The sequence below is a fragment of the Mycobacterium shottsii genome (assembly GCF_010728525.1).
GTDB classification, from domain to species: Bacteria; Actinomycetota; Actinomycetes; order Mycobacteriales; family Mycobacteriaceae; genus Mycobacterium; species Mycobacterium marinum.
On the sequence record NZ_AP022572.1, the window covers coordinates 4,839,456 to 4,861,721 of the forward strand.

14 protein-coding genes and 6 pseudogenes are annotated in these 22,266 nt (G+C 64.4%); 9 read left to right on the plus strand and 11 right to left on the minus strand.

The genetic code is table 11. From position 1 onward, the window contains the following. The first annotated feature begins 538 nt into the window (after window positions 1–538). Complete coding sequence (locus tag G6N41_RS22370; RefSeq protein ID WP_231608670.1) at window positions 539–916, plus strand: hypothetical protein; 378 nt, start codon at window positions 539–541, stop codon at window positions 914–916. A 191-nt stretch (window positions 917–1,107) separates the two neighbouring features. Here the strand turns inward: G6N41_RS22370 and G6N41_RS22375 are convergent. Continuing rightward, window positions 1,108–2,276, minus strand: a protein-coding gene (locus tag G6N41_RS22375; RefSeq protein ID WP_198965689.1) for an IS3 family transposase whose coding sequence is annotated in 2 segments (ribosomal slippage) — window positions 1,108–1,989 and window positions 1,992–2,276 — 1,167 coding nt in all. Because the reading frame shifts where the segments join, the coding sequence is not laid out codon by codon here. A 422-nt stretch (window positions 2,277–2,698) separates the two neighbouring features. Between G6N41_RS22375 and istA the strand changes: the two are divergent. From istA to G6N41_RS22405, 6 genes and pseudogenes are all read left to right on the plus strand, one after another. Next, a pseudogene (gene istA, locus G6N41_RS22380) lies at window positions 2,699–3,960 on the plus strand (IS21 family transposase); the annotation flags it as partial. A 47-nt stretch (window positions 3,961–4,007) separates the two neighbouring features. Next, a pseudogene (locus G6N41_RS22385) lies at window positions 4,008–4,884 on the plus strand (IS5 family transposase). Window positions 4,885–4,894: 10 nt separating this feature from the next. After that, window positions 4,895–5,155, plus strand: a pseudogene (locus G6N41_RS22390) (IS21 family transposase); the annotation flags it as partial. Further along, a pseudogene (istB, locus tag G6N41_RS22395) lies at window positions 5,152–5,963 on the plus strand (IS21-like element helper ATPase IstB). The pseudogenes G6N41_RS22390 and istB, both read left to right, overlap by 4 nt. A gap of 1,524 nt (window positions 5,964–7,487) precedes the next feature. Continuing rightward, the gene (locus tag G6N41_RS22400; RefSeq protein WP_198965690.1) at window positions 7,488–7,643 is read left to right on the plus strand and encodes a hypothetical protein; all 156 of its coding nucleotides are present in this window, start codon (window positions 7,488–7,490) and stop codon (window positions 7,641–7,643) included. Between the two features lie 3 nt (window positions 7,644–7,646). Continuing rightward, the gene (locus G6N41_RS22405; protein WP_198965691.1) at window positions 7,647–8,258 is read left to right on the plus strand and encodes a hypothetical protein; all 612 of its coding nucleotides are present in this window, start codon (window positions 7,647–7,649) and stop codon (window positions 8,256–8,258) included. A 75-nt stretch (window positions 8,259–8,333) separates the two neighbouring features. Here the strand turns inward: G6N41_RS22405 and G6N41_RS22410 are convergent, their stop codons facing one another. Then, window positions 8,334–8,525, minus strand: coding sequence for a hypothetical protein (locus G6N41_RS22410; protein ID WP_198965692.1), 192 nt, complete (start codon window positions 8,523–8,525; stop codon window positions 8,334–8,336). Between the two features lie 804 nt (window positions 8,526–9,329). Between G6N41_RS22410 and G6N41_RS22415 the strand changes: the two genes are divergently transcribed. Continuing rightward, a complete protein-coding gene (locus G6N41_RS22415) occupies window positions 9,330–9,530 on the plus strand; it encodes a hypothetical protein (protein ID WP_231608671.1) in 201 nt (66 codons plus the stop codon). A gap of 333 nt (window positions 9,531–9,863) precedes the next feature. On the opposite strand, the gene G6N41_RS22420 is transcribed toward G6N41_RS22415, so the two are convergent. The 3 genes from G6N41_RS22420 to G6N41_RS22430 form a co-directional block, all read right to left on the minus strand. Continuing rightward, window positions 9,864–11,279, minus strand: coding sequence for an HNH endonuclease signature motif containing protein (locus tag G6N41_RS22420; protein WP_231608672.1), 1,416 nt, complete (start codon window positions 11,277–11,279; stop codon window positions 9,864–9,866). Between the two features lie 112 nt (window positions 11,280–11,391). Next, entirely contained in the window at window positions 11,392–12,654 is a 1,263-nt protein-coding gene (hisS, locus tag G6N41_RS22425) for a histidine--tRNA ligase (RefSeq protein ID WP_116267798.1), read from the minus strand. Next, window positions 12,651–13,325: an MBL fold metallo-hydrolase gene (locus G6N41_RS22430; protein WP_198965693.1), complete on the minus strand. Its 675-nt coding sequence runs from the start codon at window positions 13,323–13,325 to the stop codon at window positions 12,651–12,653. The genes hisS and G6N41_RS22430 overlap by 4 nt, the downstream gene beginning before the upstream one ends. Before the next feature lie 140 nt (window positions 13,326–13,465). On the opposite strand from G6N41_RS22430, the gene G6N41_RS22435 reads away from it, so the two are divergent. Beyond that, on the plus strand, window positions 13,466–14,353 hold the full coding sequence (locus G6N41_RS22435) for a peptidylprolyl isomerase (protein WP_198965694.1): 888 nt from the start codon (window positions 13,466–13,468) through the stop codon (window positions 14,351–14,353). Between the two features lie 10 nt (window positions 14,354–14,363). Here the strand turns inward: G6N41_RS22435 and G6N41_RS22440 are convergent. From G6N41_RS22440 to secF, 6 genes and pseudogenes are all read right to left on the minus strand, one after another. Next, window positions 14,364–15,237, minus strand: a pseudogene (locus G6N41_RS22440) (IS5 family transposase). 26 nt (window positions 15,238–15,263) lie between these two features. Further along, window positions 15,264–16,170 (minus strand): annotated as a pseudogene (locus G6N41_RS22445) (IS5 family transposase). A 46-nt stretch (window positions 16,171–16,216) separates the two neighbouring features. Beyond that, window positions 16,217–18,580, minus strand: coding sequence for a RelA/SpoT family protein (locus G6N41_RS22450; RefSeq protein WP_198965695.1), 2,364 nt, complete (start codon window positions 18,578–18,580; stop codon window positions 16,217–16,219). Between the two features lie 76 nt (window positions 18,581–18,656). Continuing rightward, window positions 18,657–19,226, minus strand: a complete 570-nt coding sequence (locus tag G6N41_RS22455) for an adenine phosphoribosyltransferase (RefSeq protein WP_166436491.1) — start codon at window positions 19,224–19,226, stop codon at window positions 18,657–18,659. Further along, window positions 19,208–20,920 (minus strand): ABC transporter substrate-binding protein, encoded by a 1,713-nt coding sequence (locus G6N41_RS22460; protein ID WP_231608673.1) that lies wholly within the window; start codon window positions 20,918–20,920, stop codon window positions 19,208–19,210. Before G6N41_RS22460 ends, G6N41_RS22455 begins: the two co-directional genes overlap by 19 nt. A gap of 5 nt (window positions 20,921–20,925) precedes the next feature. After that, complete coding sequence (secF, locus tag G6N41_RS22465) at window positions 20,926–22,266, minus strand: protein translocase subunit SecF (protein WP_198965697.1); 1,341 nt, start codon at window positions 22,264–22,266, stop codon at window positions 20,926–20,928.

Genomic DNA, 22,266 nt, shown 5'->3' on the forward strand with positions numbered 1-22,266 from the left:
TCACTCGGCGGCGCGGATGGGCATATACAGCGGTATCAGTGGCCCTAGCGGCGGCCGCAGTCTTCAGCTCTGCCATCGGGTGCGGCCCGGCAGCGACCGACAAGGCTTCGGGCACAACATCACCGAGCGCCAAAGCCACCGACTCATTCGCCCCACCCCCGCCGGTGATCAACGCGCCGATTTTGACGTCCGCCCCCGTGGCTCGGCTGCAACCAGGATCTCCGATCATGGTTGGCGAGGGAACCGCGACCATGGTGTGCAAGGCCGGCTTTCTCATTGACTACCCCGACCCGAACCGTGCTGATCAGCGACTGCCCGGCTTCATCACCGCCGCGCAATGTTCTCGAGGCGCTACACATGCACCGGTGTCGGTAATGCGGGCCAAGGACGCAAGCCAACCACCGAGCCGAGTCCAGGTCGGCGAGATCACCTACGCCGCTTCCGGCACGGAGCAACCAGCAGTCACCAACGAGCCCTGGACAATCCCGACGTCTCCCCTGGCAGTGTTCGGCTCTGGTCAACAAGATGGGCACTTCCCGTGGGCGCCAAGGTCAATAACCAAACAGCTACGGGCGCAACGGTTCAGGAGTTGGTACCAGCCAGGCTAAGCAGGGCGTCCGCAACGTGGAGCAATGTCGACGGAGACTTCGTGACCGGCCGCGTGCTCGACCCAGTCGAAACGCCAGAATTGCAGAACCTTCCGACTGGTATCGCCCGGGTGGTCCTGGCCGCAGATGATGCAAACAAGCCCATCGAACAGTGGGTACTCGGCTCTCCGGTCACCGTTGAACTTGACAACGCGATCTACAACCTAGGCGTGATAGTCGGTGTAGACGAGACCAGACACTGGGTCGTGGTTGACCTCATCAATCCGCTTCTCACTCAACTAGATGCGCGCCTGATCACCACTGCCTAGCGTCCAACCTTCTCGCAGAATGTTGTAGGCGTGACTCTTCAGAGTGTGTTGCGTTCTAAACGGTTTGCTTCGGAATGTTGCCCACTTCACTGAGCTGGACGATGCGCACCTGGGGGTTGCAGTCCGGTCGGGTCTGCGTAGCGGCGCGGCTCGACAACCGGTGGGTCTGCTGCACAGATAGGTGACAGCGGTTAGGCCGCCTGTTCGGCGGTCTGGGTCATGATGGTCTCGAATTCGATGGGCGTCAATCGGCCGAGTGCTGTCTGACGGCGACGACGATGGTAGGTGCGTTCGATCCAGGTGATGATCGCGATCCTCAGCTGTTCGCGGGTGTCCCAGGTTCGGCGGTTCAGGACGTTTTTCTGCAGCAGCGAGAAGAAGGACTCCATGGCGGCGTTGTCGCCGGCCGAGCCCACTTGGCCCATCGAGCCAAGCATGCGGTGACGAAACAGGCTCTGCTGCAACTTCCTTGACCGAAATTGACTACCGCTGTCGCTGTGTAGCACACAGCCGGCCACCTTCGCGGCGCGGCGAGCAACCGCGGAATCGATTGCGGCAACAGCGATGGAGGATTCCATCCGCTCAGCCATCGAATAGCCGACGATGCGGTTGGACCACACGTCCTTGATCGCGCACAGGTAGAGCTTGCCTTCCCGGGTCGGGTGCTCGGTGATGTCGGACAGCCACAGCTGGTTGGGGCCCGCGGCGGTGAAGTCCCGGCGCACGAGATCGTCATGCGCCGGAGCCCCCACTTTGGCCTTCTTCCCGCGTTTCTTCTTGCCGAAGACGCTGAACCAGCCGTTGGCGCTGCAGATCCGCCACACCGTGCGCTCCGCTACACAGAACCCGGCGGCCTTGGCTTCATCGGCCAGAAACCGGTAGCCGAATTCCGGGTCGTCGCGGTGGGCGTCGAACAGGGCGTTGGCCAGATGCGCCCGGTTCCACTCGGTGTCGGTCACGGGTTGGTCGAGCCAGCGGTAGTAGGGCGCGCGAGCGATGTTGAGGACCCGGCACGTCACCGTGACGGGGATACCGTCGGCGGCCAACTCACGGACGAACGGGTAGATCATTTTCCCGGAAGATGCGCCTGCGAGAGATAGGCCGCCGCCCGACGCAGCACTTCATTTTCATGCTCTAGCAAACGAATTCGCTTACGCGCTTCCCTCAGTTCGGCTGATTCGCTGGTGGTCGTCCCGGCCCGCTTACCGTCGTCGACATCGGCCTTCTTCAGCCACCCGTACAGCGTCGTGTAGTGGATCCCGAAATCCGAGGCAATCTGCTCCAACGGAACCTCGGGATCACGGTTGCGGGCGACCCGGACAACGTCGTCGCGGAACTCCTGAGGGTACGGCTTAGACACAGTGACATCCTTCCAGCCCAGCCCCGCAGGACTAGACACATCAGATGTCACCTATTCATGCAGCAGACCCAAGGGATATGAGCCATCGTCGGCAATGTAGATACTCAGACCATCATTCGTCCGAGGCCCTAGCTGTATCGGGCTGACATCTAGCTGCGCCGATAGTCGATTAATGTCGAATTGCAGTTGGTTACGGTTATCACCCAAAAGGCGGACTGCATTCGTCAACTATGTCCCTGTCTACCAATTTCCCTGGGTTGTCCGTGGCCATGAAAAAGTAGCCACTGGTGGCCAAGTCGAGGTATCCAGTTTTGGCCAGATAAAAGTATCCACCCCGTGTTCGTCGTGTCGATCAGGAACTGTGGGCCCCGATGGTGACGGTGAAGGCGCCAACCAATGGCCATCACCACCGGGGAGTTCCATTGAAGTCTGTGAAGGACCGCATGGACATCATTTCTGCCGATCAACAGCTCGGGTCGTACCGGGCCGCCGCCGACGCGTGCGGCACCACGCATCGCACCGTCAAGAAGATCATCGACAAATTCGAGGCCGACCAGGCCGGCATACCGCCGGCACGGCGGGCCGAACGAGGGCACAACTACGATTCGGTGGCCGAGCTGGTCGCCGAACGTGTCGAGAAATCTGGAGGCCGGATCTCGGCCAAGCGGCTGCTGCCGATCGCCCGCACCGCAGGCTACCAAGGCTCGGATCGCAACTTCCGGCGTCTTGTTGCCGAGGCGAAGACGTTGTGGCGCAGCGCCAATCACTGCGGGCGCCGTCCAGCGGTATGGTCACCAGGGCAGTACCTGGTGATCGACTGGGCCCAAGCGGCACCGGGATTGTTCCTGTTCTGCGCGGTGCTGGCATTCTCCCGGTGGCGATTCGTGCGTTTCGCCGCCGACCAGAAGGCCTCGACCACGCTGGCGTTGATCGCCGAAACCCTGTCGGCGATCGGCGGGGTCCCGGCGTGGGTGCTGGCTGATCGGATGGCCTGCCTCAAAGGCGGGTAGTCGCCAATGTGGTCGTCCCGACCCCGGATTACATCCGACTGGCCACCCATTACGGGTTCGCCCCGGACTTCTGTCACGCCAACGACCCACAATCCAAGGGCATCGTGGAGAACCTGTGCGGCTATGCCCAACGCGACCTGGCGGTGCCGCTGCTGAACCAGTCCGCTGTCGACGGCGTGCCGATCGACATCCGGGCCGCCAACGCCGCTGCGGCGGCGTGGTGCGACGAGGTCAATGCCCTGGCGCACTCGGAGATTCAGGCGATTCCCGACGAACGGTTGGTCTCCGAACGCCAAGTACTGCAACCACTTCCATCGTTGCGCTTACAGATCGGGGCGCCCACGGTGCTGCACAAGGTCGACCGACTCTCCTGTGTGCGCTACGGCTCGGCCCGCTACTCGGTACCCACCCGGCTGATCGGCACCACCGTGGCAGTGGTGGTCGATCACGGCGCGGTCTGCCTGGTCGAACCGGCTACCGGGATGATCGTGGCCGAACACGAACTGGTCGCCCCAGACTCAGCGTCGATCCTCGATGAGCACTACGACGGGCCAAGGCTGGCACCGAGTCGGGGCCCGCGGCCCAAGACCAGCGTGGAGAAGCAGTTCTGCGCCCTCGGCGCGGACGCCGAGGCATTCCTCGTCGGCGCCGCGGCGATCGGCAACACCCGCCTAGGGCGTGTCTGCTTAATGTGAATGGTGTTTTGGCTGATGCTGTTTGGGTGATGCGGACGCATGCGATTTCTGATGATTTGTGGTCGCTGATCGTGGCGGTGTTGCCTGCGGGGCGGCGGCGTGGCCGGCCGTGGAACGATCATCGACATACTCTGGAGGGCATTATCTGGCGTTACCGTACGGGATCTCCGTGGCGTGACCTGCCCGAGCACTTCGGTCCCTGGCAATCGGTGGCCGAGAGGCATCTACGCTGGTCGGTCGATGGCATCTACGCGCGGATCTTCGCGGCGATCGCCTCTGACCTCGACGCCGAGGACGCCGACCTGGGCGCACTGTTGTCGGTCGATTCGACCAGTGTGCGCGCCCACCAACACGCAGCCGGAGCGCGCGCCCCGGGCGCCGCACAGGGGGGATCTATCGAATTACAAGAAATATCTCCATGAGCCCGATGACCACGCCATTGGGCGTTCCCGCGGCGGGCTGACTACCAAGATCCACGCCTTGACCGACCAGCTGTGCAGTCCGGTCACCCTGGCACTGTCGGCCGGTCAAGCCGGTGATAATCCGATGCTTTGGCCATTGCTGGCCGCCCGGTGCAGCAACTCATACGCCCCGTTTCACCTGCTGGCGGACAAGGCGTACTCCCATGACTCGACGCGGGCACAGCTGCGCCGGCTCAAGATCGCCCATACCATCCCCGAGCGCAGCGACCAGATCACCCGCCGCAAAGCCAAAGGCCGCAACAGAGGACGGCCTCCGGGGTTCTCAGGCCGAATCTACAAGCACCGCAACACCGTCGAGCGAAGCTTCAACCGGCTCAAACACTGGCGCGCGGTCGCCACCTGCTACGACAAATACGCCCTGACCTACCTCGGCGGTGTCACCCTGGCCGCCATCATCACCTACCACCGCGTCCGCAATTAGCAGACAGGACCTAGCCGCAGAGCTGGAGATCCTGCTCGCCCTGGGGGCCGCCCACGGCACCGACGCGCTGATCGCGGCGCTGCACCGGGCGGTAGCGTTTCGCCGGTTCCGGGCCGCCGACGTGCGCTCCATCCTGGCCGCGGGCACCGGAACCCCACAACCCCGCCCTGCCGGGGATGCGCTGATTCTGGACCTACCGGTCGCCCCGATGCGTTCCCTGGACGCCTACAAGATCGGACCCGTCGGAGCCGATGACGAGGTGATCTCATGACCACGACATCACCAACGACTGCCGTCGAACCCGTGGCGCCGCCGTCGGTGCCGCCGCTGGCCGCTGATCTGGATGCCGGGCTGCGGCGGTTGAAGTTGGCCGCGGTGCGGCGCAGCGCACCGAGGTCTTGCTGACCGCCAAGACCCAACGCTGGACTCCTGAGGAAGTGCTGCGCACGCTCGTCGAGACCGAACTGGCCGCCCGGGATGCCTCCAACATCGTCAACCGGCTCAAGGCCGCCGCGTTCCCCGTCTCGAAAACGTTGGAGTCCTTCGACGTGGCCGCCTCGTCGATCCCGCCGAAGGTTTTCGACTACCTGTCAAGTCTGGAATGGATACGGGCCCAACAGAACCTGGCGATCATCGGCCCGGCCGGCACCGGCAAATCCCACACCCTGATCGGGTTGGGGACCGCGGCGATCCACGCCGGGCTCAGGGTCCGCTACTTCACCGCCGCTGATCTCGTCGAGACCCTCTACCGCGGCCTGGCCGACAACACCGTCGGCAAGATCATCGAATCGCTGCTGCGGGTCGACCTGATCATCTTGGACGAACTCGGCTTCGCCCCACTCGATGACACCGGTACCCAACTGCTGTTCCGCTTGGTCGCCGGCGCCTACGAACGCCGCAGCCTGGCCATCGGGTCACACTGGCCCTTCGAACAATGGGGCCGGTTCCTGCCCGAGCAGACCACCGCAGTCAGCATCCTCAACCGCCTGCTACACCACGCCAGCCTCGTCATCACCGACGGCGACTCCTACCGCATGAAGGACGCCCAGCACCGGAAGGAGCAACCCACACCAACCTAGGAACTACCGCCCGGGGTGGATACTTCTATCTGGCCACCAGCGGATACTTCAACTTGGCCATTGACACAACTCCGAACCCTCCGAAAACATGGGGCGGGGTTGGCGCGCCTGCCGGTTGCGACGGCGCTCGGTAGCGATCAAATGGGCCCGTTGCTGAGCCCTAGTAAGACGCCGTTGGGGCATCATCGCGCCCCGAGCGTCGCCACAAGCGCTCTGCGCGACCGACCTGGCGGGTGCGTGGCCGGTGGGTGCACACAACGACGGGAACAACCACGCACTACCCGAGGTGGTGACATAGACATCCCGGTCGGGCAGACCCCAAATCACGGTTCCATCGGGCAACGGCGCAAAAGGCCGCAAATTGGGGCCGGCCCTGGAAATCGGGCCACTTCGACCCAGAACTTCTGTGAACCCATTTAACTTCTGTGAACCCATTTAATGAGCACCGCGCTATCGCCGCCATCACCGTCGTCGCGCTGACCCTGATGTTCTCCGCATTCGTCGTGGTCTACACCGGCTTAGCGAGCAGCCTCATCGCAGTGGGCCGATGGACGTCTGGGTCGTCAGAGCCTTCAGACGACAGTGAGCCGTCCGCACCCGGCCCGGTTGCCGGGCCAGTCTCCGCCAGATACCAGCGGACCCGTTCCCCGGCGGGCCGGGTCGTGATCCATAGTGATCTCTTCAGGGGGATATCAGATTATTCACGAGTTGCTCAACGCTGTCGGCGTGTCTGCCGTGACCACCCCAACGAACCGTGCAAGGGTTATCCACAGGCGAAATCGCCAGACGACCCACCGGGTTAGTGGGCCCTGACGCTCTCGCGCGGGAACCGCCGAGGCGGGTGCCGCACCTTGTCTGTGCGTCCCGCTGCATCGAGTCCGGTTTGGGCGAAGTGGTTAGTCCTTGCCGGGGCGGGCCACTCCGCCCTCCTTTTTTTCGCTTTCGTCCGCTACGGTAGCCCACCGTCTACCAATTGCCGGGAAGTCACCTGGGTGTTTCTGGGTGTTTCTGCGTGTCAACCAGGGCTAGCCGGAACTAGCCAGCACTAACGGGGGCTAATCCCCGGTAGCGCTGCTGCTCGGTGTCGTGGTCGTACGCCGGGCCGCAGTACTATCCCCACCGCGTACGCGGCGGCCACCTCCGCGCCGTGGGTCCATCACCTCCCGGGCTGTCCTGGCGAACCTCGTCTGAGCCCGCACACCCCAGCGGAACTCGGATCGGTCGAGGCCACCGTCGTGGATGATGAGGAACTCATTGGCTCTCGTTTCGACAGCGGGCACTTAGCGCACTGGGGTGTTGGTTGGGCGCTAGAACACCGGGATGTCCTGACCCAGTGTCCGGCGTGGCGGTGCGCGCCGGACAACGGTAGGAGCGGGACAATCCAGTCTTGTGGAGATTGTGCGGCGTTGGTACCGAAAGCGGAGACGATTTGCCGCCCTGAGCCGTGGTGAACGGCGGATGAACAGGACCCTCTCGACACTACTTGTCTTAGCGTTGATGTACGCAGTCGCCCAGCATGTCCTCTTGATCGACAAGCCGCAATTGTTTCGCGGAGGGGCCCAGCTCGGGGAACTCTTCTACGACCTTGCAATCGCATACGTCGGCGCGTTTGTGTTCTACCTCTTGAATATCCGGCTGCCGCTGCGCCGTGACCGGCGGAACATCTATCCGCATATCTGACCCATGATCGGCATGATCGTCACCCACACAAACGATTTCATTCGAATCTGCAACGTGACAGCAAAGATGCAACCAGCACGCCGCCCGAACACATGGGAGAACATCAAGGAAATGTGCAGCACGATCGGACCTAAGGATGAAGTGCCATCTGTAGCCCCTGTCGAGTTGCAGCATCTGATGGACCGGACCGTTGCAGGCATGATCTCGGATCGGCTCGCCCGAACTCGCCTGAACGTTGAGAACATTCTGAAGTTCTCTTCGCTGCTTGCAACAGATCTTGTGGACTTGCTTACCGACGTTGAAACACATTCGCATTACATAAATTTCGAATCCCCGATCAAGGGCACTGCTGTCGTCCAGACACCTACCGGTGGCAGTACGGTACTGCCAATCTCGCCTCGCGTGGACAACGCGGATCTATCAGTCTGGGCCGAGCGCATTTTCGAATACCTGATTCTGGTAGATCAACTCGACAAGTACGGCAGGGCATATCTCGGCGACGGCGCGGAGTACATGAAGCACCAGAAGCGGCCAGCGCTTGCAGCGGCCTACAAGCGAACTGAAGAAGAGGCTCCGTTGAGTGAATTCACTTATAAAACAGGTGAATTGACGTGAGCCGAGTTCGCTGAGAGCTTTCCCTCCTGCTCGTTTTCCTCGCAGAACAGCCGGGCCCCTCGTCGTCGAGGAGTTCTACGCCGCCGTCGGCGCTAACCCGCAGATCAGCACGGTCACGTTCACACCGAGGCCGCGACGAGACCAGCGCGGCAGGTATCCGGCATTCACCGCGACCGCCCGCCCGGGCCACGGCGCCGCCAGGCGCTCGGGGGTGCCGTCGTAGGTCGGGCACTCGGGTGTCCACAGCAGCACGCCCGCCTGGGGCATGCGGGGGGCTTCTTCGCGCTCCGTAGCCAGCGGTACAGCTCGCAGGTGGGGCTCCCGGTCTGCTCAGCGATGCGCATCAGGCACCACGCTCCGGCACGTGCGTCTCGTGACGCATCCCCCCGGCGCGTTGATGGCGCTCGGATTTGGAGATGCCTGGGCCGGGGCTCAGCCGCCAGATGTAGTCCATCAAGGCATTGTTCAACAACCTGACCTCGGCGCTGTTGGTGACGTTGGTGGCCCCGGGACTGGGGGCCGGCCAGCGCGGCGTCGACCCGCGGGCGCATCTGGTCGCCTCGGTCGGCGCACTCGATGGCGCGTTCCAGGGCCACCTTGCTCGGTCCATTCGAGCTGGCGGCCCTCGTCGTCCTCAAGGGCGAACAGCACCATGCGGCACTTCTGACGCAGGGCCGCGGTGACCCCGTAGAAGTCGCGAGGATTGGCCGAGGCCAGCCAATTAGTGTGGGTGAGCAGCATGATGGTCGCCTAGGTCTTGGTGGCCAGGTCCTTGAACGGGTGCAACGCCTCCCGGGCGTCCTGGGTGTCACGGACTTTCAGATTCGGCAACTACAACACCCTAAAGACGCAACTCGAGTCCCAATTAGATGCGGGAAACGCGAAATACACGCCCACCTCACCAGCAACTCGCACTGAAATACCACCCCGGCCACAGCCAGCACCTGAACAACCGGAGCCCCCAGGGCCGCACGTACCGCAGAGCATTCAGGACGTTCTTAAGCAGATCAATGAGGGAATGGCCACAGGAGGTGAAAGCACCGGGCACCGAGGGCGGAAAACCTTACCGAAATGAAGATGGACATCTGCCAAATACGGACGACTTCGGCAAGCCAATCACCTATCAAGCAAGAGTGGGATGTTAACCCGAAGATGGCTGGCGACGACCGCGACGATGAGCGCATCGTACCGGTAGTGAAGGATCGGCGTGGCATACCGCTGATCACTACGGCACATTTCATCGGACTCGATAGCGAGGAGCACGGATTGTGAATTTAGAGGAATTCATCGTAGGGGCCGCCGGTCACGGACCGTGCGTCGGCGCATACTCCACCACACCGACGCCACTGATGCCTCCGTCGGGAGTCGAGTTTCGAACAGTGAACGGGGCGAACATCACAACCCTCGATGCCCTCTTCGATGCCGTCGCGAAGGCCTGGCACTTTCCGCCACGCACCTACTATTGGCCGAGCAGCCCGAAGTCCTTTCTTGGTTTGCGAACTCAATCCCCTTTTATCGGGATTACTACCGCAACGAAGCCGCCCCACCGGCAGCCCTCGGGCTATTACACAGCTAGCACGCATCTTTGACGGCGCAACGAGCCAGCTAGAAGGGCGGCGGTTTCTCGGCAGCGGCGCAGGTGCGGGTCTGCAAGTCCGAACCCTGCGCGAACACGGAGCGGGGTTGGCGCGCCTGCCGGTTGCGACGGCGTTCGGTAGCGATCAGATGGGCCCGTTGCTGAGCCCGAGTGCGACGCCGTTGGGGCATCATCGCGCCCCGACCGTCGCCACAAGCGCCCTGCGCGGCCGACCTCGCGGGTACGCGGCCGGTGGGTGCACACAGCGAGGGGAACAACCACGCGCTACCCGGGGTGGTGACATAGACATGCCCGTCGGGCAGACCCCAGATCACGGTTCCATCGGGCAACTGCTGGTCGCGCCAACCCCAGAACGTCTTCAGCAGATGGTGTTTGCGGCATAGGCATTTCAGGTTCGAGGGGTGCGTGAGGCCGCCAGCCGCGTAGGGCACCGTGTGGTCGACGTCGCAGTCGGCGGCCGGGCGGTCACACCCGGGGGCCCGGCAAGTGAGATCGCGACAGCGCACAAAGTCAGCCAGTTGCGCCGATGGGGTGTATCTCGGTTCGGCAATCTCGGCCGGCCGGATCACGGGCACCAGCCTGGCGGACTTGGCCAGCTCGGCGACCAACTCGGCCGGGACAAGCCACTCCGACCCCGCCAGCACGCCCGGCGCGGTGCCCGCGCCCTCGACGCTGGCCCGCTCGGCGATGACATGTATCACGATGTTGCTCGAGCGGGCCGGTTCCGACGCCGCGCACTGAGCCGACCCACAACCACACACCAGCCGCTCGATACCGGCGGCCAGCGCCCCCAACGCGTCGGCGCGCCGCTGCTTGCGCGTGCGCGGATCGGCCGCACACACGGTGGCCGCCAACTCATCAAGTCGCCGATCAAGGGCTTGCCCAGCGGTGGCAACCACACTGCCCTCCACCCAGGCCATTCCCGAACCACTGCCAATGACGTCGACGTACCGGTCCGAGGCCGCCTTGTGCGCCTGGCGCACCGCGTCGTGATCGACCTTGGTGACAATCTGGTCGACCGCCGCGCCCAGCCCACCGCGCGTCAGCGAGGGGCGACGCGATACCAGCGCCGCCACCTGGGCATCCACCTTGACCAACACGTCGGCATCGGCGATCAGATCGGTGCGAAACACAATCGTCTGAAAGCTCCGATAGTCGATGTCACCGGACTCGAACACCTTGCCGAACAGCGGCAGCCGATCCCGCATCGCAATCGCATAGCGCAGATAGCTCGCCCCCATCGCCACGCTGCAGCGCAATCTGGCCGCGACCTGGGCGGCGACTGCCTCCCAGGTATCGGTTGCCCACTGGGCCCGCTCCCCCGACTCGCGGCACCGCAGTACGAACAACTCCCCGATCGCCACCAGGCGCCCGGCCGCTGACTGCGCCTCTGAACGCGCGGCCTCACCCACCCGATCCAGCAACGCCGCCGACTCGGATGTCGCACGACTGGCGTATCAGAATTCGAACATACCTTCGATAATGCCACGGGGGTACGACACGAACGGCGATCGCCCCGACGGGGGCGCGGCCGGGCTAGCGTCCGAGCTTGGCAATCACGTCGTCGACAACCGAATCGGTCGACACCGAGACCTGCTCGCCGGTACCGAGGTCCTTCACCCCGACCGTGCCCGCCTCGATATCGCGATCCCCGGCGACCAGCGCAACGCGCGCACCGGAGCGGTCGGCCGCACGCATCGAACCCTTGAGCCCGCGATCACCGTAGGCGAGGTCGACGCGAACGCCCGAGGCGCGGAGCTGCCCGGCCAGCACCGCCAGCGTCAGCTTGGCCTGCTCGCTCAGTGGCACCCCGAACACGTCGCAGCGGGCGCTCTCCCCCACGCTCTTGCCTTCGGCGCGCAACGCCAGCATCGTCCGATCGACACCCAGCCCGAACCCGATGCCCGACAGGTCCTGCCCGCCCAGCTGCTTCATCAGGCCGTCGTAGCGGCCCCCGCCGCCGATGCCGGACTGCGCGCCCAACCCGTCGTGCACGAATTCGAAGGTGGTCTTGGTGTAGTAGTCGAGCCCGCGCACCATGCGCGGGTTGATGACATAGGGCACCCTGAGCGCGTCCAGATGCGCCAGCACCGTGTCAAAGTGCTGCTTGGCGACATCGGAGAGGTGGTCGAGCAGCACCGGGGCCTCGGCGGTCATCGCCCGCACCTCCGGGCGCTTGTCGTCGAGCACCCGCAATGGATTGAGCGCAGCGCGCCGGCGGGTCTCTTCGTCAAGGTCCAAACCGAACAGAAACTCCTGCAACAGTTCTCGGTACTGCGGCCGGCAGGTCTCATCACCGAGCGAAGTGACTTCCAACCGGAACCCGTCCAGCCCCAGCGAACGGAAGCCCGCGTCGGCGATGGCGATCACCTCGGCGTCCAGCGCCGGATCGTCCACGCCGATCGCCTCCACACCAACCTGCTGCAACTGGCGATACCGCCCGGCCTGCGGACGCTCGTAGCGGAAGAACGGACCCGCGTAACACAGCTTTACCGGCAGCGCCCCACGGTCCAGGCCGTGTTCGATCACCGCCCGCACCACCCCAGCGGTGCCCTCGGGCCGCAGCGTCACCGAACGGTCACCACGGTCGGCAAACGTGTACATCTCTTTGGACACCACGTCGGTCGATTCACCCACGCCACGGGCAAACAGCGCGGTGTCCTCGAAGATCGGCAGTTCGATGTGGCCGTAGCCGGCCCGGCGGGCGGCCGTCAGCAGGCCGTCGCGCACCGCCACAAACTGCGCCGAGTCCGGTGGCACGTAGTCCGGCACGCCTTTGGGAGCACAGAATTCCGTCACGTGCTCAACCCTTCCAGGAACGGGTTGAACCGCCGCTCGGCACCGATGCTGGTGGAGTTGCCGTGCCCGGGAAGCACCACGGTCTTGTCGTCGAGCACCAGCAACTTGTCGACGATCGAGCGCAGCAGTTCACGGCCGCTGCCTCCGAACAGATCGGAGCGGCCGATGGAGCGCTCGAACAGCGTGTCGCCGGTGAATACGACGTCGCGGTCGTCTTTGGCCGCCAGCGGCACCCGGAAGCACACCGATCCGCGGGTGTGCCCGGGTGTGTGATCCACGTTGACGCAGATGTTGCCGAGGTCGATCTTGTCGCCGTCGCGGTCCAGTTCGACGACCTGTTTGGGCTCACGGAAGAAGGCACCGGCGAACAGCTGTGCCACCCGCGGCCCCAGGCCGTAGATGGGGTCTTTGAGCATGAATCGGTCCTCGGGATGGATGTAGGTCGGGCAGCCGAACGTATCCGAGACCTTATGAGCCGACCACATGTGGTCGATGTGCCCGTGGGTGATCAACACCGCGGCCGGAGTCAGCCGGTTCTTGTCGAGGATACGACGCAGTTGGCCCATCGCACGCTGGCCGGGGTCGACGATGATGGCGTCCGTTCCAGGCCGCTCGGCCAGCACGTAACAATTGCACTGCAACACGCCGGCGGGAAATCCGGTGATCAACACGATTCCCAGTTTCCCATTCCCTCGGTCCGGCGACGATATGGGCCAACACCGTGGGGTGCGTGACAAGGGTTTCGGCGCTCACATTAGCCTGAGCTGGCCACTCGGCCCGATTCACCGGACAAGCAGGGAGGACATCGGCCGTGCCGACCAACCAGCAGCGACGTGCCACAGCCAAGCGCAAACTAGAGCGGCAGCTGGAGCGCCGCGCCAAGCAGGCCAAGCGCCGACGGATCCTGATGATCGTGGGTAGCGCAGTGGCTGCGGTCACCGTGATCGCCGCCGTAGTGGTCGTTGTGGTGATGAACAAGGGCGATCACAAGACCACCGCCTCCGCGAGCCCCAGCAGTTCCGAGCCGACCAGCTCCGCCGCTGCGCCCACCGACGACTCGGTACCGCCGCTGCCGGCGTTCAAGCCTTCGGCCAACCTCGGCGCCAACTGCCAATACCCGGCGTCCCCGGACAAGGCCGCCAAGCCGGCCAAGCCGCCGCGGTCGGGCAAGGTGCCGACCGAACCGACCCAGGTGAGCGCGAGCATGATGACCAGCCAAGGAAAGGTCGGCCTCATGCTGGCCAACAACGAATCACCTTGCACGGTAAACAGTTTCGCGAGCCTGGCGCAGCAGGGCTTCTTCAAGGACACCAAATGCCATCGGCTGACCACCTCGCCGACGCTGTCGGTGCTGCAGTGCGGCGACCCGAAGGGCGACGGAACCGGCGGTCCGGGCTACCAATTCGCCAACGAGTACCCCACCGACCAGTACCCGCCCAACGACCCGGCACTGCGCCAGCCGGTGATCTATCCGCGCGGCACTCTGGCCATGGCCAATGCCGGCCCGGATACCAACAGCAGCCAGTTCTTCATGGTCTATCGCGACTCGCAGCTACCGCCCCAGTACACCGTGTTCGGCACCATCCAAGCCGACGGGCTGGAAACGCTGGACAAGATCGCCAAGGCCGGTGTCGCCGGTGGCGGCGAGGACGGACCGCCAGCACTTGATGTGACCATCAAGTCGGTGTTCCTCGACTAGGTCCTGTCTGCTAATTGCGGACGCGGTGGTAGGTGATGATGGCGGCCAGGGTGGCACCGCCGAGGTAGGTCAGGGCGTATTTGTCGTAGCGGGTGGCGACCGCGCGCCAGTGTTTGAGCCGGTTGAAGCTTCGCTCGACGGTGTTGCGGTGCTTGTAGATTCGGCCTGAGAACCCCGGAGGCCGTCCTCCGTTGCGGCCTTTGGCTTTGCGGCGGGTGATCTGGTCGCTGCGCTCGGGGATGGTGTGGGCGATCTTGAGCCGGCGCAGCTGTGCCCGCGTCGAGTCATAGGAGTACGCCTTGTCCGCCAGCAGGTGAAACGGGGCGTATGAGTTGCTGCACCGGGCGGCCAGCAATGGCCAAAGCATCGGATTATCACCGGCTTGACCGGCCGACAGTGCCAGGGTGACCGGGCTGCACAGCTGGTCGGTCAAGGCGTGGATCTTGGTAGTCAGCCCGCCGCGGGAACGCCCAATGGCGTGGTCATCGGGCTCATCGAGATATTTCTTGTAATTCGACAGATCCCCCTGTGCGGCGCCCGGAGCGCGCTCCGGCTGCGTGTCGGTGGGCGCGCACACTGGTCGAATCGACCGACAACAGTGCGCCCAGGTCGGCGTCCTCGGCGTCGAGGTCAGAGGCGATCGCCGCGAAGATCCGCGCGTAGATGCCATCGACCGACCAGCGTAGATGCCTCTCGGCCACCGATTGCCAGGGACCGAAGTGCTCGGGCAGGTCACACCACGGAGATCCCGTACGGTAACGCCAGATAATGCCCTCCAGAGTACGTCGATGATCGTTCCACGGCCGGCCACGCCGCCGCCCCGCAGGCAACACCGCCACGATCAGCGACCACAAATCATCAGAAATCGCATGCGTCCGCATCACCCAAACAGCATCAGCCAAAACACCATTCACATTAAGCAGACACGCCCTAGGTCCTGTCTGCTAATTGCGGACGCGGTGGTAGGTGATGATGGCGGCCAGGTGACACCGCCGAGGTAGGTCAGGGCGTATTTGTCGTAGCAGGTGGCGACCGCGCGCCAGTGTTTGAGCCGGTTGAAGCTTCGCTCGACGGTGTTGCGGTGCTTGTAGATTCGGCCTGAGAACCCCGGAGGCCGTCCTCTGTTGCGGCCTTTGGCTTTGCGGCGGGTGATCTGGTCGCTGCGCTCGGGGATGGTATGGGCGATCTTGAGCCGGCGCAGCTGTGCCCGCGTCGAGTCATGGGAGTACGCCTTGTCCGCCAGCAGGCGAAACGGGGCGTATGAGTTGCTGCACCGGGCGGCCAGCAATGGCCAAAGCATCGGATTATCACCGGCTTGACCGGCCGACAGTGCCAGGGTGACCGGACTGCACAGCTGGTCGGTCAAGGCGTGGATCTTGGTAGTCAGCCCGCCGCGGGAACGCCCAATGGCGTGGTCATCGGGCTCATCGAGATATTTCTTGTAATTCGACAGATCCCCCTGTGCGGCGCCCGGGGCGCGCTCCGGCTGCGTGTCGGTGGGCGCGCACACTGGTCGAATCGACCGACAACAGTGCGCCCAGGTCGGCGTCCTCGGCGTCGAGGTCAGAGGCGATCGCCGCGAAGATCCGCGCGTAGATGCCATCGACCGACCAGCGTAGATGCCTCTCGGCCACCGATTGCCAGGGACCGAAGTGCTCGGGCAGGTCACACCACGGAGATCCCGCACGGTAACGCCAGATAATGCCCTCCAGAGTACGTCGATGATCGTTCCACGGCCGGCCACGCCGCCGCCCCGCAGGCAACACCGCCACGATCAGCGACCACAAATCATCAGAAATCGCATGCGTCCGCATCACCCAAACAGCATCAGCCAAAACACCATTCACATTAAGCAGACACGCCCTAGGCGGCCGAAGTCACCCGATAGACGTCGTACACGCCCTCCACGTTGCCCACGACGTTGAGCAGATGCCCCAGGTGCTTGGGGTCGCCCATTTCGAAGGTGAACCGGCTGATCGCCACCCGGTCCCCCGAGGTGGTCACCGACGCCGACAGGATGTTGACCTTCTCGTCGGCCAGCACCCGGGTCACATCCGACAGCAACCGGTGCCGGTCCAGTGCCTCCACCTGAATGGCGACCAGGAACACCGACGACGGCGACGGCGCCCAATGCACCTCGATAATGCGCTCGGACTGCTGTTTGAGCGACTCCGCGTTGGTGCAGTCGGTGCGATGCACGCTGACTCCGCCGCCGCGGGTGACAAAACCCATGATGTTGTCACCGGGAACCGGTGTGCAGCACTTGGCCAGCTTGGTCATCACGCCGGGGGCACCGGGCACCGAGACCCCGACGTCGTCGGAGCTGCGCGGACGGCGCGGGATGGTGGTCGGCGTCGCCCGCTCGGCGAGCTCCTCCTCGGCCTGGTCGATGCCGCCAAGCTCGGCCAGCAGCCGTTGCATGGCATGGCGGGCAGACACGTGCCCCTCGCCAATGGCGGTGTAGAGCGCCGACACATCAGTGTAGTGCAGCTCACGGGCGACCGCCCCCATGGACTCGCCATTGACCAAGCGCTGCAACGGAAGCCCACCGCGGCGCACTTCGCGCGCGATCGCCTCCTTACCCGCCTCCAGCGCCTCCTCACGCCGCTCTTTGGCGAACCACTGCCGGATCTTGGTCTTGGCGCGTGGCGAGACGACGAACTGCTGCCAGTCCCGCGATGGCCCGGCATTGGGCGCCTTGGAGGTGAAAACCTCTACCACTTCGCCGTTTTCCAGCTGGCGTTCCAGTGCCACCAGCCGCCCGTTGACCCTGGCGCCGATGCAGCGGTGACCAACCTCGGTGTGTACCGCATAGGCGAAGTCCACAGGTGTCGATCCGGTGGGCAAGGTGATGACATCGCCCTTGGGCGTGAACACGAAAAGCTCTTGTACGGCAAGGTCGTAACGCAGCGACTCCAGGAATTCGCCCGGGTCGGCGGCCTCCCGCTGCCAGTCGAGCAGTTGACGCATCCACGCCATGTCGTCGATCTCGGCCGCCGTATGTGGATGGGGAACACCGTTGCGGCCCTTGGCCTCTTTGTAGCGCCAGTGCGCGGCGATGCCGTATTCGGCGGTGCGGTGCATGTCGCGGGTGCGGATCTGCACCTCCAGCGGCTTACCCTCCGGGCCGACCACGGTGGTGTGCAACGACTGGTACACACCGTATCTGGGCTGGGCGATGTAGTCCTTGAACCGTCCCGCCATCGGCTGCGACAGCGAATGGACCACGCCCACCGCGGCATAGCAGTCCCGGATCTCGTCGCACAGGATGCGGATGCCGACCAGGTCGTGGATGTCGTCGAAGTCGCGGCCCTTGACGATCATCTTCTGGTAGATCGACCAATAGTGCTTGGGGCGTCCCTCCACGGTGGCCTTGATCTTCGATGCACTCAGCGTGGCGATGATCTCGGCACGGACCTTGGCCAGGTAGGTGTCGCGCGACGGCGCTCGGCCGGCCACCAGGCGCACGATCTCGTCGTACTTCTTGGGATGCAGGATGGCAAACGACAGGTCTTCGAGCTCCCACTTGACGCTGGCCATACCCAGTCGATGCGCCAGGGGGGCAATGACTTCCAGTGTCTCGCGGGCCTTGCGCGCCTGCTTCTCCGGGGGCAGAAAGCGCATGGTGCGCATGTTGTGCAACCGGTCGGCCACCTTGATCACCAGCACCCGCGGATCGCGAGCCATGGCGGTGATCATTTTGCGGATGGTCTCGCCTTCGGCAGCGCTACCGAGCACGACCCGGTCCAGCTTGGTCACCCCGTCGACAAGATGGCCCACCTCCTCGCCGAACTCTTCGGAAAGCGCCTCGAGGGTGTATCCGGTGTCTTCGACGGTGTCGTGCAGCAGCGCCGCCACCAGGGTGGTGCTGTCCATGCCCAACTCGGCCAGGATGTTGGCAACCGCCAGCGGGTGGGTGATGTAAGGATCACCGGAATGCCGGAACTGGCCGGCGTGGCGCTGGTCGGCGACCTCGTAAGCCCGCTGCAGCAGCGAAAGGTCGGCCTTGGGGTACACCTCGCGGTGCACCGCCACCAATGGCTCGAGAACCGGGTTGATGGCGCTGCGCTGAGCGGTTATCCGGCGGGCCAGCCGGGCCCGCACCCGACGGGAGGCGCTGCTGGTTGTCTTGAGGGTCTCAGCCGGCGCCGCCTCGGGCGCCTCTACAACCGGTGGCGACTCGACGGACGGCACGACTGCCTGCGTCGTGCTTTGGTCATCGGCCACCGTCGTCACCTCCGACCTAGAGGATATCTCCAAAGTTGGACTTGCCCCGCTCGTTCTCGGCCGCTGCCGGCGCAGACTAGGCCCGGCTCAGACTGTGCACCCGCAACGGCGCGATCGCCTTGCGACCGCCCAGCGCCGTCAGTTCGACCACCACCGCCGCCCCGGTCACCTTGGCACCAGTGCGCTCCAGCAAGCGGGTTGCCGCCCCGAGGGTCCCACCCGTGGCCAACACATCGTCGATGATAACCACGCTACGTCCCCGCAGCTCGAGACTGTCGGCGGGAATCTCCATGCTGGCAGCGCCATATTCCCTGTCGTATTCCTCGGTGAGCACCGGCGGTGGCAGCTTGCCGCTCTTGCGAATGGACAGCACGCCGGTGCCCAGGCGTGCGGCCAGGGCCGCGGCAACCAGCGACCCACGCGACTCGATACCGGCCACCAGGTCGGTGCCGGCCGCGATGTCGGCCAGCGCGTCGATCACCGCAGCCATCGCCTCACGGTCGGCAAACAGCGGAGTCAGATCCTTGAACTGAATTCCAGGCTCGGGGAAATCCGCCACGTCCCTGGTCAGCGACGAGATCAGATCCGCGACGGGGGCGCTCCCCCGCCCAGTTACCACTAAATCTGTCACTGCATCAACGCCCATCGGTCCATGTTCCAGCCTGCCCCCCAGCGAGTCGGATTCCTGCTCACGGCATACATTTTTTTTGACATCAGCAACGTGCGCTCCTGCCGGTACAACGGCAACGTTGGCATCTCGTCCCAGAGTACCGGCGCCCCCTCGGCGAGCAACCTGACACGCTCTGCCGGATCAGCGGACACCGCAAGTGCACTGATGATGCCGTCAATTTGCGGATTTGCGTAGCCCGACAGGTTGTTTCCGTTACCGCTGTGCAGGTCATATGCATCCATCGACGACGAACCCGTGGACCCGCTACCGGAGGCCCCACCGGTACTGGCCAGCAAAACATCGATCTTGCCGTCCCGAAGCGCCCCGGGCCCCGCTGTGTCCAGCGTCATATCAGAAACCGAGATGCCGGCCGGCCCGCACGATTTAGCGATGGCGCCGATGATGGCCGCCAGCCGTGCATTGGGCCCGTGGTAGCCGATGCGCAGGGTCAGCGGCGCACCGCCGAGCGCATCGCGTGCGGCGCCCGAATCACCCTTGGTGAACTTGCCCCCCTCCGCGGTGCCGTCGGCCCCAGCGATGGCGTCCTCGGTGGCCGGATTGAGCCGCGAGTTGGCGATCGGAACTCCGGCGTCGCGCGAAATCGCGTCCCGTGGCGTACACAACGCGACGGCGCGACGATTGCGAACATCGGCCAGCGGCCCCTTCGGCGAGAAGATCAGCTGTTGGATTCCCTCCGATGGCGAATCCGTGAGCTGGTAATTGTCGGGGGTGGTCAAGGTCCCCGAGGACCCGGCCGCGACGTCGACGACGTCGACGTCACGATTATTGACCCGGTCTTGGATGTCGGGACCCTGCGGCCGCACGATGACCCGCTTGGTGATCGCCTTGGCGCCCCACCAACGGTCGTTGGCGACGAGCACCACGCCACCATCGTCGAGAATCGACTCGATCTTGTACGGCCCCGAAGACGGAAAGTGTTTGAGATCCACACCCCGCTTGAGATCCCAGGTGGTATTCCACAGTCGCGCGATCTGCTCCACCTGGGGAGCCTTGTTGTCCAGCAGCGCCGAGGTGACGTCGATGCCAAGCTCATCGGCCAGGACGTGCGACGGCATCAATGATGTCGCGGTGAACAGCTGGGCGTAGTCGACGACCGCGCGGTCCGGGATGAAGGACACTCGGGCCTTCTTCTGCCCGCGCGTGCATTCGATGTTGGCGATGTCGACGTAGCCGGCCTGCGTTGCGGCATCGAAACCCGGGTAACGCCCGGATTCTGCGGCCCAGGCCAGCACCAGGTCGTCACAAGTAACCTGCTTGCCATCGGAATAGACGGCGTCGTCGGCGATTTGATAATCGAGCACCAAGGGCGCGCCGCTCACCACCGAGATCGTTCCGAAGTCGTGGTCGGCCACCACCTGGCCGTCGGGTCCGTGGTACCCGAACCCCGTCAGCACTCGGGCAAACGCCTGCGCTCCGGCGGATGCGGCTCCGGTGACGGTGTTGGTGTTGTAGGTGGGCAGCGGACCATCGACCACATAGTCGATCTGCCCCGCCGCGCTACCCGAGCACGCGCTCAGCGAGGATGCCGCAGCCAGCGCGGCGACCCCGACAGCGGCGATCTTGTGCCCATTGCCCCCGAAACCGCGCCGCAGGACATTGCGCAATCCCGACCACCGGCTGAAGTTGCGTTCACGACGACAGCTGGCCATCGCGACTACCCACGGCCGGCGTTGCGCTTGCCGGTCGGACGTTTGGTAGCGGTGGGGCGCACCGGGCGCGCACCTGGCGCCGGCTTGTTCGATGCGGCCGGCTTCGCGTCAGCCTTCTCATCCGGGCGCGCAGTCTCTGTCGGCGTCTCGGCGGCCGCGGTCTCGGTGAGCTCCTGCCCCGACTCGGCATCGGCTGCGGCGCGCTCGCCGGCCGCACGCGAAGCCGGAGTGCGACGCTTGATCACCTTGCAGGTGTGGGACCGCACCAGCTCGGTGCGCTCACGCAGGGTCACCAGCAACGGAGTGGCGAAGAAGATCGATGAGTAGGTGCCCACAATGATGCCGATCAACTGCACCAGCGCCAGGTCCTTCAACGTCCCGACGCCCAGCAGCCAGACCGCCACCACCATCAGTGACAGCACCGGCAATACGGAGATCAGGCTGGTATTGATCGAGCGCATGAATGTCTGGTTCACCGCCAGGTTGGCCTGCTCGGCGAAGGTGCGCCGAGTGGTGTGCTGAAAGCCGTGCGTGTTTTCCTCGACCTTGTCGAACACGATGACGGTGTCGTAGAGCGAGAACCCGAGGATCGTCAGCAGTCCGATGACGGTGGCTGGGGTGACTTCGAAGCCCACCAGGGAGTACACCCCTGCGGTGACGGTCAGGTCGAAAATCATCGCCGCGATCGCCGAGATCGTCATGTACCGCTCGTAGCGCACGGTGATGTAGATGGCGACCAGCACCAGGAACACCACCAGGGCGATCACCGCCTTCTTGGTGATCTGCCCACCCCAGGTTTCCGATACCGCGGCGTCGCTGATGGCTTTCTTGCTGGGCTTGCCGTCGGCCCCCTTGGGGTGGAACGCGTCGAACAGGGCGTCGCGCAGCTTTTCCGTCTGCTCGTTGGACAGCGTCTCGGACCGGATCTGCACGGTCGCCGAAGCGCCGCTACCCACGGTGACGACCGACTCGGGATCGCTGCCCACGACGTTGTGGAAAACCTCTTCGACCTGAGTGACCTGGCTGTCACCACGCGGGAACGACACCGTGGTGCCGCCCTTGAAATCGATCCCGAACGTGAAGCCGCGCACGATGATGCTCAGGATCGCGATCGCCATGATCGCCCCGCTGATGCCGTACCAGAGCTTGCGCCGTCCCACCACCTCGAAGGCCCCGGTACCCGTGTAGAGCCGGGAGAGCAGGTTGTGGTGCGGCAGCCCAGTGGCCTTCACGCTGCCCGAGCCGCTCAGTTCGGCCGAGCCCTCGGAGGCTTGGGTGAGTTCGACCGCCGAAGCGTCCTTCTTGGTGTTCTTGGCTGTGGTTTCGGCCTTGGTCTCCGACGCCAT

What these genes read in the sequence shown, in the direction of transcription:
- G6N41_RS22410 (WP_198965692.1), bottom strand. Translation starts at nt 8,525, where the DNA reads ATGCCCCAGGCGGGCGTGCTGCTGTGGACACCCGAGTGCCCGACCTAC.
- G6N41_RS22405 (WP_198965691.1), top strand. Translation starts at nt 7,647, where the DNA reads ATGATCGGCATGATCGTCACCCACACAAACGATTTCATTCGAATCTGC.
- G6N41_RS22415 (WP_231608671.1), top strand. Translation starts at nt 9,330, where the DNA reads ATGAAGATGGACATCTGCCAAATACGGACGACTTCGGCAAGCCAATCA.
- G6N41_RS22455 (WP_166436491.1), bottom strand. Translation starts at nt 19,226, where the DNA reads ATGGGCGTTGATGCAGTGACAGATTTAGTGGTAACTGGGCGGGGGAGC.
- secF (WP_198965697.1), bottom strand. Translation starts at nt 22,266, where the DNA reads ATGGCGTCGGAGACCAAGGCCGAAACCACAGCCAAGAACACCAAGAAG.
- G6N41_RS22460 (WP_231608673.1), bottom strand. Translation starts at nt 20,920, where the DNA reads ATGGCCAGCTGTCGTCGTGAACGCAACTTCAGCCGGTGGTCGGGATTG.